This window comes from Pseudomonas sp. Snoq117.2, assembly GCF_900110545.1.
GTDB lineage: Bacteria > Pseudomonadota > Gammaproteobacteria > Pseudomonadales > Pseudomonadaceae > Chryseomonas > Chryseomonas benzopyrenica.
Map to the genome: position 1 here is coordinate 340,127 of NZ_FOED01000004.1, position 14,154 is coordinate 354,280.

A 14,154-nucleotide genomic window follows, 5' to 3' on the forward strand; every position below is an offset into this window, starting at 1 on the left:
ACTGCGCAATCATAGACACTTGGCAGGGCGCTGTAAGGGGCGCCCTCACTAAATCGACAATAAAAATGTCACCGGTCCGTCGTTGACCAGGGAAACCTGCATGTCGGCGCCGAAACGACCGGTCTGGACCTCGGGATGCAGGTCACGGGCGAGGCTCACCAGGTGATCGAACAGCCGTTCGCCCTGAGCCGGCGGTGCGGCGGTGGAAAAGCTCGGCCGCCGCCCGCTACGGGTATCGGCGGCCAGGGTGAACTGCGAGACCAGCAGCAGCCCGCCGCCGACGTCCTGCAGCGACAGATTCATGCGCTGCTCGCTGTCGGCGAACACCCGGTACTCCAGCAGGCGCTTGAGCATCCGGGCGCAGGCGGCCTCGTCATCCGCCGGCTCGATGCCGACCAGGACCAGCAGGCCCGGGCCGATGGCGCCGACCGTATCCCCCGCCACCTCGACGCTGGCGCGAGCGACCCGTTGCAGCAATGCCTTCACTCGGCCTCCTGGGGCAGATCGAGCAGCTGGCGGGCGATCTGGTCGGTCGCCCGCACCAGGGCGTCGCAGATGCCTGGTTCGCTGGCCGCATGGCCGGCGTCGCGGATGATCTGCAATTCGCTGCCCGGCCAGGCATGGTGCAAGGCCCAGGCATTGTCCAGGGGACAGACCATGTCATAGCGACCGTGCACGATCACCGCCGGGATATGGGCGATCCTGGGCATGTCGCGCAGGAGCTGGTCGGGTTCGAAAAAGGCGTCGTTGACGAAGTAGTGGCATTCGATACGGGCGATGGCCAGGGCGTGCTCGCTGAATTTCTCCAGCACGTCGGGATTGGGCCTCAGGGTCACGGTGCGGCCTTCCCAGCACGACCAGGCGCGCGCCGCGGACATCTGCGCCAGCTCGTCCGGACCGGTCAGGCGCCGGTAGTAGGCCTGAATGAGATTGCCGCGCTCTTCCTCGGCGATGGGGTGCAGATAGTCCTGCCAGAAATCCGGAAAGAGCCGGCTCGCGCCGTCCTGGTAGAACCAGTGCAGATCCACCGGGCGACAGAGAAAGATGCCGCGCAGGATCATGGCGCGGACCCGCTCGGGATGGCGCTGGGCATAGGCCAGCGCCAGGGTCGATCCCCAGGAGCCGCCGAACAGCACCCATTGCTCGATACCCAGGTGCTCGCGCAGGCGCTCGATGTCCTCGACCAGGTGCCAGGTGCTGTTGTTTTCCAGACTGGCATAGGGCGTGGAGCGACCGCAGCCACGCTGATCGAAGGTGACGATGCGGTAGAGATTGGGATCGAAGAAACGCCGACTCAGGCGATCGCATCCGGAGCCGGGTCCGCCGTGGATGAACAGCACCGGCAGACCGTCGGGCGAGCCACTCTCATCGACATAGAGCACATGGGGGGCTTCGACGGCCAGCTCGTGGCGGGCGTAAGGCTTGATTTCCGGGTACAGATTCAGCATGTCGCGCTCCGCGGGGCAGGGTCGGCCCCTTCATCATAGACCTGCACCTTACCGGGTTTCCACGCTGCCCGGGCTTGCCTCGCGTCCAGCGGCACCCGCACCATCGACGGCCAGTCGCCCAAGGAGATCGCCATGTCCCACGCCAAGCTGCAGTTGCTGCTGATCGATCCGCAAAACGATTTCTGCGACCTGCCGGGTGCGGCCCTGCCGGTACCGGGCGCGGTAGCCGGCCTTCAGCGCGTCGCCGCCCTGATCGAGCGCCTCGGGCCTCGGCTCACCGCGGTGCATGTCACCCTGGATTCCCACCAGCCGCTGCACATCGCCCATCCGCACGGCTGGCAGGACGCCGCCGGGCAGCCACCGGCGCCCTTTACCCAGATCAGCGCGGGCGAGGTGGCCGATGGTCGCTGGCAGACCCGCGAGCCGAGCGAGCGTGCCCGGGCGCTGGCCTATGTGCAGGCGCTGGAGGCTGGCGGTCGCTATCGCCTGGTGATCTGGCCGGAACACTGCCTGGTAGGCGGCTGGGGCCATGGGGTGCAGGAGGATGTCCACCAGGCGCTCAATGCCTGGGGCCGAGAGCAGGGGCGCCTGGTGGAGTTCATCGCCAAGGGCGGCAATCCCCATACCGAACACTATTCGGCCCTGCGCGCCGAGGTGCTGGACCCGGCGGACCCGGGCACCGCCGTCGACGCCGGGCTGATCGCCCGGCTACAGACGGCCGATACCCTGCTGGTGGCGGGCGAGGCGCTGTCCCACTGCGTGGCCAGCACCCTGCGCGACCTGCTGGAATTCTGGCCGGTGGAGCGGCGCCAGGACCTGGTGCTGTTGACCGACTGCAGTCATTCGGTGCCAGGCTTCGAAGCCCAGGGTGAAGCCTTCCTGGCCGAGATGCGTGCCGCCGGCATCCGCCTGGCGGCCTCGACGGACGAGTTCTAGCCCGTCCGTGCTTTGTCCTACTTGATCTCGTAGAGACCGGTGTAGGTCGCCGCGGCCAGCTGGTTGAGGTGGATCATGAAGCGGCCGACCGCATTGGTCGCGTCGGCCGGCACCGGCAGCTGCTCGACCTTGAGCGCATGCAGCTGGAAGATGTAGCGGTGCGGCTTGTCACCCTTGGGCGGCGCCGCGCCACCGAAGCCGCGGGTGCCGTAGTCGTTGATCAGTTGCAGGGCGCCTGCCGGCAGGCCCGAGCCATCGGCGCGGCCGGCGTCTTCCGCCAGGCCCTGGGTGCCGACCGGGATGTTGACCACCACCCAATGCCAGAATCCGCTGCCGGTGGGGGCATCCGGATCGTAGACGGTCAGCGCCAGGCTCTTGGTATCAGCCGGCAGGTCGGACCACTGCAGCGCAGGCGAGATGTTGTCGCCGTGGGCGCCGAAGTCGGCCACGTCGAATTCGTGGCGCTTGGGCATGAAGCCGTTGTCGGTGAAGGCATCGGTCCAGAGTTTCACGGAGAGCTCCTGTGGCCTAGGGCATATGGGCGTCGGTCTCGCGCCAGACCAGACGATTGAGGTTGTAACCCTTCTCGCGGGCGATGCGCAGCAGCTTCTCGCTCTGCGCCGCGGAGATCTCGGGCTTGCGCGCCAGCAACCAGAGGTACTTGCGATCCGGACTGCCGACCAGGGCGGTCTTGTAGTCGTCGTCGACATAGAGGATCCAGTAGGGTCCCTTGGCCACGTTGGGCAGGACGCCGCTGAACCAGGTGTCGAAGCGCACTTCGAGACGATCGGTCACGCCCGGCTTGATCGGGGTGGCGGTGCCCGTGGCTTCCTGCACCTTGCCGTCCAGGGTGCGGCAGCGGTTGAACACGGCGACCGAGCCATCGGCCATGACGTGATAGTTGGCTTCGGACTGGGCGCACTTGCGCTGGAAGAACATCGGCAGCCGCGCCACTTCGTACCAGTGCCCCTGGTAGCGCTGCAGATCGACATTGCCCGCGGTGAGCGGCGGGACCTCGCGCGGGCCACTGGCACAGGCCGCGAGCAGCCCGGCAGCACCCGCCAGCAGTAGAATCTTGGTAGAGGTTTTCATCGCAGACCCTGCCCGGCGAACATCGCCACCTTGTCGTTGAGATACTGCACGCTGATGAAGGAGCCGCGATCGCCCCAGGTACAGGTGGTGACGCCCAGGGCGCCCGCGCATTCCGTGGGTGCACCCAGGATCTGCTCCACCTCGGCCTTGGTCTGGCCAGCCTTGAGCCGGGAATAGTTTTCCTGATTGACCTTGCCGCAGCCGGCCAATACCAGGCTGCCCACCAGCAACAGCGCCAAGCGCCACTTCATACCTGCCTCCTCCATCCTGACGGCAAGGCTATAGAGCCCGCCCGGCCGTCAGGGTTCGCTTCGTCAGAAGCGGTTCACGATCTCGCGAGCTAGAGCCAAGCAAGACGACAATGCCTGAGAAAGCGGAATTTACAGATAGTAAATGAGCATTTCGAAGGCATTTTCAACGCCGCTTGGCCGACGCGCAGCAGATCGTGAGCGGCTTCTTAGCCGGCGAGGTAGGAGGAACGGGTAAGGCCCAGGCGCATGGCGTCGAGGAACTGGGTGCGCTCGCGCGCGGTGAGGCGCGCACTGGCGACCTTGTCGCGGTAGTAGGTCATCAGCTCCTCGGGCGAAAGGTGCACGTACCTGAGCATGTCCTCGATGGTGTCGTGGGTCTCGATGCCTCCGTGGCGCACACTGCCGTCGGCGTCCTGGTAGACGTTCACCGAATCGGTGTCGCCGAACAGGTTGTGCATGTCGCCGAGGATCTCCTGGTAGGCGCCCACCAGGAACACCGCCAGCAGATAGTCCTCGCCCTCGCGCACCTCGTGCACCGGCAGGCTGGTCTCGATGCTCTGCTCGTCGACGTACTGCTTGATCTTGCCGTCGGAGTCGCAGGTCAGGTCCTGCAGCACGGCGCGGCGCACCGGCTCCTCGTCCAGGCGGGTCAGGGGCACGATGGGCAGGATCTGGTCGATGGCCCAGGTGTCGGGCAGGCTCTGGAACACCGAGAAGTTGCAGATGTACTTGTCGGCCAGCTTGTCGTTGAGTTCGTCGAGCACCTGGCGGTGGGAGCGCTGGCGGGCCTTGAGCTGGTTGTAGAGACGGCGGCAGATGGCGAAGTAGCACTGCTCGGCCAGGGCCTTGTCGCTCAGGCTCAGGGTGCCGGCGGCGTACTGGGCGGCGGCTTCGCTGACGTACTGGGTGGCGCGCCAGTAGGTCTCGGTGACCATCTCCGGATCGGTGTCGCCGAGCAGTTCGGCCAGCCACTGCACCACCTCGGCCTTGCCTTCGAAGCGCTCGCTGGCCGGCACGCTGTCGTTGTGGCGCTCGACGTCGGTGACCTGCATCACCAGCATGGCGTGGTGGGCGGTCATGGCGCGACCGCTTTCCGAGAAGATGTTCGGATGCGGCAACTCCTGCTGGTCGCAGAATTCCTTGAGCATGCCGACCACGGTACCGGCGTAGTCGTCCATGTCGTAGTTGATCGAGCTGGCGTTGCGCGAGTGGGTGCCGTCGTAGTCCACGCCCAGACCGCCACCGACGTCGATGTGGTCCAGCGGCAGACCCAGGGCGCGCAGCTCGGCGTAGTAGCGGATGGCTTCGCGGAAGCCCTGGCGGTAGTCGGCCAGGTTGGCGATCTGCGAGCCCATGTGGAAGTGCAGCAGGCGCACGCCCTGCTCCAGGCCGGCGGCGCGGAAGCGCTCGATCACCGACAGCAGCTGGGCGGCGGAGAGACCGAACTTGGACTTCTCGCCACCGGTGTCGGCCCACTTGCTCGACGCCAGAGACGACAGCCGCACCCGCAGGCCGACCTGGGGCGTGACCTTGAGCTCGGCCGCCTCCTCGATCACCAGCGGGACCTCGGATTCCTTCTCGATGACGATGAAGACGCTGTGGCCCAGCTTCTGGCCCATCAGCGCCAGGCGGATGAATTCGCGGTCCTTGTAGCCGTTGCAGACGATGGTGCCGCCCTTGGGCGCTAGCGCCAGCACCGCCATCAGCTCCGGCTTGGAACCGGCTTCCAGGCCGATGGAGACGTCACGGGTGGCGATGATGTTTTCCACCACCGCCTCCTGCTGGTTGACCTTGATCGGATAGAGGGCGGTGTAGCGACCCTGGTAGTCCAGGCGCTCGATGTTGCGATCGAAGGCGCCGGTCAGGTGGCGCACCTGGCCCTGGAGGATGTCGGGGAAACGCACCAGCAGCGGCAGCGACAGCCCCGCTTCGCGCAGCTGGCCGACCAGCACATGGAGGTCGATCGGCTGGCCGTCCGGGCCGTGGGGGCGGACTTCGACGTTGCCGGCATCGCTGATGGCGAAGTAGCCAGCACCCCAGTGGCGAATACCATAGACGCTGCGGCTGTCCGCCACGGTCCACTGGCTGCCGTCATCTTTGCGCGTGCGTCGTGGGGACATTCGCGGGAATCTCCTGTATGGAATCTTGCTTTGGATGGACCGCCGCCAGGGGCGGTAAGTTGTACGCGGAGGCTGGAAGGCCTGGCCTAGCCGCCCGATCTCTTGGTCTTGAAGCCGCGTTTTTCGAGTTCGCCGAGCAACAGGTCGACATGGTCGCCCTGGATCTCGATGACGCCATCCTTGAGCGCCCCGCCGGTGCCGCAGCGGCGCTTGAGCGCGCTGGCCAGGTCCTTGAGCTCCTCCTCGCCCAGGGGCACGCCGCTGACCGTGGTCACCGTCTTGCCGCCACGGCCCTTGGTCTCGCGGCGCACCCGGGCGATGCCGTCGCCCGCCGGAGCCGGCGCCTGGGGTTCTTCGGGGCGAATGCGGCCGACGTCGGTGGAGTACACCAGACGGCTGAGATCCGACAGCGACGAGGTTTTCTTGCTCAAGGGACGGTCCTCCCAGTCGGGTTCAGGCGCCGGGCGCCTGGAGGAAGCCTTGGACGCAGCGCCGACCGGCACGGGCCGCGCTGGTCCGGGGCCGCGCAATGTAGCAGCATCGTCCGCGGATGCTAAGGCGCGAATGCGAGAAATTAAGGCAGGGATGCGACATCCGCGCGGCTGAGCGCCAGCTGCAGGGCTTGCAGCGAATCCGGGCAATAAGGTCGCTGACGCGCGTCGTCGAGGATGGCCGCCGGGGCCAGGAAGCGCGCCTCCAGTACCTCTTCCGGTTGCAGCCGCAACGGACCGTTCCAGCGCGCGCTGAACACGCCGCCCCAGAGGCGATTGCCCGGCTCCTCGAAATAGAAGGTGCCATGGGCGCGCAGGGGCACGCCGCTGACGCCCAGTTCCTCGGCCAGCTCGCGAGCGGCGGACTCCGCATAGCTCTCGCCCGGCGCCACCATGCCGCCGGCGGCGACGTCCCAGTAGCCCGGGTAGAGCGCCTTGCTCAGGGTGCGCCGGTGCACGCAGAGTTCGCCGGCATCATTGAACAGGAGGATGAAGGTGCAGCGACCGATCAGGCCGCGGGCACGCAGTTCCGCCCGCGGCAATTCACCCTGGATGCGGTCGTCGCGATCGACCCAGACCACCCGTTCCCGGTCGGAGGCGGCGCGATGCGCCGCTTCGCGAGCGTCCGGCGTCATCAGCCCTGTTCCAGCAACTGGCGCAGGTCGATGATGGCGGCGTTGGCGCGGGAGATGTAGTTGGCGATCACCAGCGAGTGGTTGGCCAGGATGCCGAAGCCGCTGCCGTTGAGGATCATCGGACTCCAGACCGGCTGCTGCGCCGCTTCCAGTTCGCGGATGATCTCGCGCACGTTCACCGTGGCGTTCTTCTTCGCCAGGGTGTCTGCGAAGTCGACCTCGATGGCGCGCAGGATGTGCGACAGCGCCCAGGCCTGACCGCGGGCCTCGTAGAAGACGTTGTCGATCTGTAGCCAGGGCGTCTCGACGCGCTGCTCGTGCACCTCCGGCACCTGGCCGGCGGGGATGTCCTGGTTCGGCCGCACCTCGGCGTCCAGGCGAACCCGACCGACGCTGGCGGACAGCCGCTGGGACAGCGAGCCCAGGCGGGTCTCGACATCACCCAGCCAGTTACGCAGGTTGTCCGAACGCGAATAGAAGTAGGCGGTGGGCTGGCCCTGGGCATTCTGGCCACCCAGGCGCGCCAGGTAGCGGTCCAGGGAGGCGATGCCGGCGCGGTATTCCGATTCCGACGAGGGCATGGCCCAGCTGTGGTTGTCGAAGTTGAAGCGCGGCTCGGCCTGGGCCAGGTCGACGTCCTCGGTGGACTGCGACTGGGAACGGGCGAAGTCCTTGCGCAGGGCGCGCGCCAGGTCGCGGGTCTGCACCAGCACGCCGTATTCCCAGGACGGCATGTCGTCGAGCCAGAGGCCCGGCGGGAAGATGTCGTTGGAGAGATAGCCACCCGGCTTGTCCAGCAGGGTACCGGCCACCTGCTTGAGGGTCTCGACCGTGGTGTAGCCAAGCACCAGCTTGCGCCCGCTGGCCGCGGCCGCCTCCTGGGCATGCTGCTGCACCGGGAAGAAATCCGGCTCACGACTCCAGTACCAGCCTATCGCCAGGCTGACCAGCAGGTAGAGCGCGACGAGCGCTGCTACCAGCCGGAGCCATCCCGATCTCAAGTTCCACTCCCGCATGGGCAATTCCTTGCAATGATTTCAAAGGTGTCGGCGCTTGGACCCCTGCCCGCGGCGCCGGTTGCGCAGCCCTCGCAGGCCGCTCGGGCGCAATGCACCTGGGCAGCCGCCTCCGAGCCTAGGGTAACAGGCGACAAACGCTACTCCAGAAGCGACCGACAGTGTCCATGCGAGCGGCATCGCCGCCGCTAACCAGGGTACCGCCTCTCCCCTGCCAGCCAGCAATTGGTAGCATAGGGCCACCACCTCAAGAATGACGGAACAATTCGTGAGCGAACCAGATGATCCGAGCCGGGACCGCCTCAAGCTGCACTTCGCGCAACGGGTCATCCACCAGTCGCGTCAGGTGCTGGAGATCTGGCAGCGGCTGCAACGAGACGAATGGACGGCCGGCAGCCTGGCCGAACTGACCGACGCCAATGCGCGCCTGCTGCAATACGCGAAGCGCTTCGAGCAGCAGGGCCATGCCGAGCTCGCCGAGACCATCGGCGCCTCCCTGGCCCAGGTCGCCGCCAATCGCGGCCGCCTCAACAGCCAAGCCATCACCGAACTCAGCCAGGCCATGCAAAGCCTGTCGCGCACCGGGCTGCGCCAGGGCGACCAGCTGGAAACCACCAGCCTGCCGCCGCTGCGCAAGCCGATCTACATCGCCCTGCTCGACAGCGAGCGTGCCGAGCGCCTGGCGCAGCAGATGGAGTACTTCGGCGTCACCATCCAGATCGTCCACCATGCCGACGACTTCCGCGCGATGATGGACAGTCGCCATCCGGCGGTCATCGTCATGGACGTGGACTTCGGCGGCGCCGGCGCCGGCATCCAGCTGGCGCTGGAGGCCCAGACCGGTCTCGAACGCAAGTTGCCGGTGCTGTTCTACAGCCACCAGGAGGCCGATACGCCCTTTCGCCTGGCGGCGGTGCGCGCCGGTGGCCAGGAGTTCTATACCGGCACCCTGGATTCGGCGCGGCTGCTGGAAAAGATCGAGACCCTCACCCGCACCGTCTACTACGATCCAATCCGCGCCCTGGTGGTGGACGATTCCCGCGCCCAGGCCATGGCCACGGAAATGGCGCTCAACAGCGCCGGCATCGTCACCCGCACCCTGATGCAACCCGGGGCGGTGATGGCGCACCTGGCGGAATTCGCCCCCGATCTGATCATCCTCGACATGTACATGCCCGAGTGCATCGGCACCGAGCTGGCCAAGGTCATCCGCCAGCACGAGCGCTATGTCAGCGTGCCCATCATCTATCTGTCGGCCGAGGACGATCTCGACAAGCAGCTGGATGCCATGAGCGAAGGCGGTGACGACTTCCTCACCAAGCCGATCAAGCCGCGCCACCTGATCGCCACGGTGCGCACCCGCGCCGCCCGGGCGCGCAGCCTGCAGGCGCGCATCGTCCAGGACAGCCTCACCGGGCTGTACAACCACACCCATACCCTGCAACTGCTGGAAGACGCCTGCTTCCGCGCGCGGCGCAGCCAGCGGCCGATCACCTTCGCCATGCTGGACATCGACCATTTCAAGCAGGTCAACGACCACTACGGCCACCCCATGGGCGATCGGGTGATCAAGAGCCTGGCGCTGTTTCTCAAGCAGCGCCTGCGCAAGTCCGACCATATCGGCCGTTATGGCGGCGAGGAATTCGCCGTCGTGCTGCCCGACACCGACCTGGCCACCGCCACCCGCCTGATCGACGAGATCCGCCAGCGCTTCGCCGAGATCCACTATCCGGCACCGCCCAAGGAACTCAGCTGCACCTTCAGCGCCGGCGTGGCGCAGCTGCAGCCCGGCCAGGAGATGCCCGCGCTGGCCAAGCAGGCGGACGAAGCCCTCTATGCCGCCAAGCATGCGGGACGCAATTGCGTGCGTCAGTACGGCCAGGACTGATCTGGCGGGCCGGGTGCCTCTGCTATGATCGGCCGCTGCCGATCATCGAGAAGCCCATGCGTGTCCTGCTGTTCCTGCTCACCCTGCTGCTGACCCTGCCCGCCGCCGCCGGCCTGTTCGATGCACCGCGCCCGACCGCCACGCTGGGCCTGGACGGTCAGCGCGGCGGCCAGCAATTCCTGCCGGTGGATCAGGCCTTTCGCCTGGAGCAGCGCCGTGATGCCGAGGGCCGCCCCCTGGTGCGCTTCACCATAGCCGAGGGCTACTACCTCTATCGGCAGCGCTTCGCCTTCGACGCCGATCCCGGCCTGCTGAGCGCACCGGTGGTCCTGCCGCCCGGCGAGCCCAAGCACGATGAATGGTTCGGCGATGTCCAGGTCTATCACGCCGGCGTCGACATCCCCCTGCCCCTCGCGCCCGGCCGCGGCGGTCGGATCACGGTCACCTACCAGGGTTGCGCCGACCGAGGTCTCTGCTATCCACCGGAAACCCGCATCCTGGATATCGCCAGCTCCGCGGCCTTGCCCACGGCGAGCCCGGCGGCCAGCGCCCCTGCCCCCGATCAGGTCGGCTGGAACAGACTCCTGCTGGCCTTCCTCGCCGGGCTGGGGCTGACCTTCACCCCCTGCGTCCTGCCGATGCTGCCCATCGTCTCGGCGGTGGTGCTGGCCGGCAAGGCGCGTCCGGGTCGTGGCCTGCTGCTGGCGTTGGCCTACGTGGTGCCCATGGCTCTGAGCTTCGCGGCCTTGGGCGCGCTCATGGGCGTCTTTGGCGCCAGTCTCAATCTGCAGGCGCAACTGCAGTCGGCCTGGGTGCTGATTCCCTTCGCCGCGCTGTTCCTGCTGTTCGCCCTGGCCATGTTCGGCCTTTTCGAACTGCGCCTGCCGGCGGCCCTGCGCGAGCGCCTGGAACAGCTGGCCAGCGGCACCCGCGGCGGCTCCCTCGGCGGCGCGGCCACCCTGGGCGTGCTCTCCAGCCTGATCGTCTCGCCCTGCGTCTCGGCGCCCCTGGCGGGCCTGCTGCTCTACATCAGCAGCACCGCCGACTGGCTTGGCGGCGGACTCGCCCTGTTCGCCCTGGGCCTGGGCATGGGTACCCCGCTGGTCCTCATCGCCGCCGGTGGCGGCGCCCTGCTGCCACGCAGCGGCGCCTGGCTGGTGGGCATGCGCAACGCCTTTGGCGTGCTGCTGCTGGCGGTGGCCCTGTGGCTGCTCGAACGGCTGTTGCCAGGACCTCTGGCCTTGGCCGCCTGGGGCCTGCTGGCCGCCGGCGTCGGGTTGTTTCTCGGGGCCCTGGAATGGGTGCCCAAGCCGCCCCGCCAGCGTCTGCTGCAACTGGCCGGGCTGGCCCTGGTGGTCTATGGCGTGGCGGCGGGTATCGGTGCCCTGCACGGCGCCAGCGATCCGCTGCGGCCCCTGGGTGACTCGACGGCGCCTGGAGTGGCTGCGCACCCCGACGGCATGCGCAACCTCAGCGATCCGGCTGCTCTAACCAGCAGTCTCGGCGGCGGTCGACCGGTGCTGGTAGACGTCTACGCCGACTGGTGCATCAGCTGCAAGATCATCGAGCGCGAGGTATTCGGCAACCCCGAAGTCCAGGCACAACTCAAGGACTTCGAGCTGATCCGCTTCGATATGACGCAAAGCACCCGGGAACAGCGGCAGTGGCTGCAGCAGCACGGCCTGTTCGGCCCGCCGGCGATCCTGTTCTATGCGGCCAACGGCCAGGAACAGGCAAAGGGACGCATCGTCGGCGAAATCGACGCCGCGGGCTTTCTCGCCCGACTGGGCGAAGCAAAAAGGCTTATCGCCAGCGATTAAAAGAATTTCGCCCAACGTGCGGGCATTTCCGGCAAACGTCTAGCGACTGGACAGTCACCTCCGGTTGCGGCATAGTCCGCGGCCAATCTGGTTGCGAAATCGCGAGGCAAGTGGCTATGGCGCATCTGCTGGTACTGCACGGGCCCAACCTGAATCTGCTGGGTACCCGCGAGCCGGGCGTCTACGGTGCCACCCTGGCCCAGATCAATGCCGATCTCGAAGCCCGCGCCACCGCGGCGGGGCATCGCCTGCAGTATCTGCAAAGCAATGCCGAACACCTGCTGATCGAACGCATCCACGCCGCGCGCGACGAAGGGGTGGATTTCATCCTGATCAATCCGGCCGCCTTCACCCATACCAGCGTCGCGCTACGTGACGCCTTGCTCGCGGTGAGCATCCCATTCATCGAAGTGCACCTGTCGAACGTGCACAAGCGCGAAGCCTTCCGCCACCACTCCTATTTTTCCGACGTGGCGGTCGGTGTCATCTGCGGGCTCGGTGCCAGTGGCTATCGCCTGGCCCTGGAAGCCGCCTGCGAACAGCTCGCCGCCCGCGGCTGAGCGCGATTCAATATCCAGAACATCACCTGAACCCGAGGGGAGAGCCAACGCCAATGGACATCCGTAAAGTCAAGAAACTGATCGAGTTGCTGGAAGAGTCCGGTATCGACGAGCTGGAAATCCGCGAAGGCGAAGAGTCCGTCCGCATCAGCCGCAACACCGGCCGCAACCAAGGCATGCAGACCGTCTACGCCGCTGCCCCCGCGCCGGTCGCCGCTCCGGCTCCGGCCGCTGCGCCGGCCGCCGCCGCTCCTGCCGAAGCCGCCGCTCCGCAACTGACCGGTAACGTGGCTCGCTCGCCCATGGTCGGCACCTTCTACCGCGCGTCCTCGCCCACCACCCCGGCCTTCGTCGAAGTCGGCCAGCAGGTGAAGAAAGGCGACATCCTGTGCATCGTCGAAGCCATGAAGATGATGAACCACATCGAAGCCGAAGCCAGCGGTACCATCGGCCAGGTGCTGGTCGAGAACGGTCAGCCCGTCGAATTCGACCAGCCGCTGTTCACCATTGTCTAAGCCCGTGGAGCCCACGATGCTGGAAAAAGTCCTGATCGCCAACCGCGGGGAAATCGCCCTGCGCGTGGTGCGTGCCTGCAAGGAGCTGGGCATCAAGACGGTGGCGGTTCATTCCACCGCCGACCGCGAACTGATGCATCTGTCCCTCGCCGACGAATCGGTGTGCATCGGCCCGGCCCCCTCGCCCCTGTCCTACCTGAACATCCCGGCCATCATCAGCGCCGCGGAAGTCACCGGTGCCACCGCCATCCATCCCGGCTACGGCTTTCTCGCCGAGAACGCCGACTTCGCGGAGCAGGTGGAGCAGTCCGGTTTCGCCTTCGTCGGCCCCACCGCCAGCGTGATTCGCCTGATGGGCGACAAGGTCTCCGCCAAGAACGCCATGAAGCAGGCCGGCGTACCCACCGTACCGGGCTCCGATGGCGCCCTGCCGGATGACGAGGCCGAGTGCCTGCGCATCGGCCGCGAAGTCGGCTATCCGGTGATCATCAAGGCCGCCGGTGGCGGTGGTGGTCGTGGCATGCGCGTGGTGGAGGACGAAGCCGAGCTGATCAAGTCGATCAAGCTGACCCAGACCGAGGCCGGCGCCGCCTTTGGCAACTCCATGGTCTACATGGAGAAGTTCCTCGGCAATCCGCGTCACGTGGAAGTCCAGGTGCTCTCCGATGGCCAGGGCAATGCCGTGCACCTCTACGATCGCGACTGCTCGCTGCAGCGCCGCCACCAGAAGGTCATCGAAGAGGCGCCTGCGCCCCAGATCGACGAAAAGGCCCGTGAAGAAGTCCTGGCGCGCTGCGTCAAGGCCTGCATCGACATCGGCTACCGGGGCGCCGGCACCTTCGAATTCCTCTACGAAGACGGCCGCTTCTACTTCATCGAGATGAATACCCGCGTGCAGGTGGAGCATCCGGTGACCGAGATGATCACTGGTGTCGACATCGTCAAGGAGATGCTCAGCATCGCCGCTGGCAACAAACTGTCGATCAAGCAGGAAGACATTAAGATCACCGGTCACGCCATCGAGTGCCGGATCAACGCCGAAGACCCCAAGACCTTCATGCCCTCCCCGGGCCTGGTCAAGCATTTCCATGCCCCGGGCGGCAACGGCGTGCGGGTCGATTCGCACCTGTACAGCGGCTACAAGGTTCCGCCGAACTACGATTCGCTGATCGCCAAGCTGATCACCTGGGGCAAGACCCGCGACGAGGCCATGGCCCGGATGCGCAACGCCCTGGACGAGCTGATCGTCGACGGCATCAAGACCAACGCCGATCTGCACCGGATGCTGACCCGCGACCAGGCCTTCGGCCAGGGCGCGGTGAACATCCACTACCTGGAGAAGAAGCTCGGCATGCGCCATTGAGGACGTGACGGCTGCGCGT

At 66.7% G+C, this 14,154-nt stretch carries 15 protein-coding genes; 6 read left to right on the top strand and 9 right to left on the bottom strand.

The window, feature by feature from the left end:
- Positions 1–48: 48 nt before the first annotated feature.
- Both dtd and pip read right to left on the bottom strand, forming a co-directional pair.
- Positions 49–486, bottom strand: a complete 438-nt coding sequence (dtd, locus tag BMZ43_RS13405) for a D-aminoacyl-tRNA deacylase (protein WP_064309278.1) — start codon at positions 484–486, stop codon at positions 49–51.
- On the bottom strand, positions 483–1,448 hold the full coding sequence (pip, locus tag BMZ43_RS13410) for a prolyl aminopeptidase (RefSeq protein WP_093254247.1): 966 nt from the start codon (positions 1,446–1,448) through the stop codon (positions 483–485). The genes dtd and pip overlap by 4 nt, the downstream gene beginning before the upstream one ends.
- A 132-nt stretch (positions 1,449–1,580) precedes the next feature.
- Here pip and BMZ43_RS13415 point away from each other — a divergent pair, with 132 nt between their 5' ends.
- Positions 1,581–2,384, top strand: coding sequence for a cysteine hydrolase family protein (locus tag BMZ43_RS13415; RefSeq protein WP_093254251.1), 804 nt, complete (start codon positions 1,581–1,583; stop codon positions 2,382–2,384).
- A 17-nt stretch (positions 2,385–2,401) separates the two neighbouring features.
- Here the strand turns inward: BMZ43_RS13415 and BMZ43_RS13420 are convergent, their stop codons facing one another.
- From BMZ43_RS13420 to BMZ43_RS13450, 7 genes are all read right to left on the bottom strand, one after another.
- The gene (locus BMZ43_RS13420; RefSeq protein WP_093254254.1) at positions 2,402–2,896 is read right to left on the bottom strand and encodes a YbhB/YbcL family Raf kinase inhibitor-like protein; all 495 of its coding nucleotides are present in this window, start codon (positions 2,894–2,896) and stop codon (positions 2,402–2,404) included.
- Between the two features lie 16 nt (positions 2,897–2,912).
- On the bottom strand, positions 2,913–3,476 hold the full coding sequence (locus BMZ43_RS13425; RefSeq protein ID WP_068384968.1) for a lipocalin family protein: 564 nt from the start codon (positions 3,474–3,476) through the stop codon (positions 2,913–2,915).
- The gene (locus BMZ43_RS13430) at positions 3,473–3,727 is read right to left on the bottom strand and encodes a hypothetical protein (protein WP_064309282.1); all 255 of its coding nucleotides are present in this window, start codon (positions 3,725–3,727) and stop codon (positions 3,473–3,475) included. The genes BMZ43_RS13425 and BMZ43_RS13430 overlap by 4 nt, the downstream gene beginning before the upstream one ends.
- Positions 3,728–3,933: 206 nt before the next feature.
- Positions 3,934–5,847, bottom strand: coding sequence for an arginine decarboxylase (gene speA, locus BMZ43_RS13435; RefSeq protein ID WP_007161593.1), 1,914 nt, complete (start codon positions 5,845–5,847; stop codon positions 3,934–3,936).
- A gap of 86 nt (positions 5,848–5,933) precedes the next feature.
- Entirely contained in the window at positions 5,934–6,278 is a 345-nt protein-coding gene (locus tag BMZ43_RS13440) for a translation initiation factor Sui1 (RefSeq protein WP_027598933.1), read from the bottom strand.
- A 143-nt stretch (positions 6,279–6,421) separates the two neighbouring features.
- Positions 6,422–6,973, bottom strand: coding sequence for an NUDIX hydrolase (locus tag BMZ43_RS13445; protein WP_093254258.1), 552 nt, complete (start codon positions 6,971–6,973; stop codon positions 6,422–6,424).
- Positions 6,973–7,989, bottom strand: a complete 1,017-nt coding sequence (locus BMZ43_RS13450) for a DUF2333 family protein (protein ID WP_093254260.1) — start codon at positions 7,987–7,989, stop codon at positions 6,973–6,975. The genes BMZ43_RS13445 and BMZ43_RS13450 overlap by 1 nt, the downstream gene beginning before the upstream one ends.
- A gap of 268 nt (positions 7,990–8,257) precedes the next feature.
- On the opposite strand from BMZ43_RS13450, the gene BMZ43_RS13455 reads away from it, so the two are divergent.
- The 5 genes from BMZ43_RS13455 to accC all read left to right on the top strand — a co-directional run bounded on the left by BMZ43_RS13455 (position 8,258) and on the right by accC (position 14,135).
- The gene (locus BMZ43_RS13455; protein ID WP_068384974.1) at positions 8,258–9,877 is read left to right on the top strand and encodes a response regulator; all 1,620 of its coding nucleotides are present in this window, start codon (positions 8,258–8,260) and stop codon (positions 9,875–9,877) included.
- A 56-nt stretch (positions 9,878–9,933) separates the two neighbouring features.
- Positions 9,934–11,697: a protein-disulfide reductase DsbD gene (gene dsbD, locus BMZ43_RS13460; protein WP_093254263.1), complete on the top strand. Its 1,764-nt coding sequence runs from the start codon at positions 9,934–9,936 to the stop codon at positions 11,695–11,697.
- A 116-nt stretch (positions 11,698–11,813) separates the two neighbouring features.
- On the top strand, positions 11,814–12,257 hold the full coding sequence (gene aroQ, locus BMZ43_RS13465) for a type II 3-dehydroquinate dehydratase (RefSeq protein WP_093254265.1): 444 nt from the start codon (positions 11,814–11,816) through the stop codon (positions 12,255–12,257).
- A 53-nt stretch (positions 12,258–12,310) separates the two neighbouring features.
- Positions 12,311–12,772, top strand: a complete 462-nt coding sequence (gene accB / locus BMZ43_RS13470; RefSeq protein WP_017641057.1) for an acetyl-CoA carboxylase biotin carboxyl carrier protein — start codon at positions 12,311–12,313, stop codon at positions 12,770–12,772.
- Positions 12,773–12,788: 16 nt separating this feature from the next.
- The gene (gene accC, locus BMZ43_RS13475) at positions 12,789–14,135 is read left to right on the top strand and encodes an acetyl-CoA carboxylase biotin carboxylase subunit (protein WP_064309286.1); all 1,347 of its coding nucleotides are present in this window, start codon (positions 12,789–12,791) and stop codon (positions 14,133–14,135) included.
- Positions 14,136–14,154 lie beyond the last annotated feature (19 nt).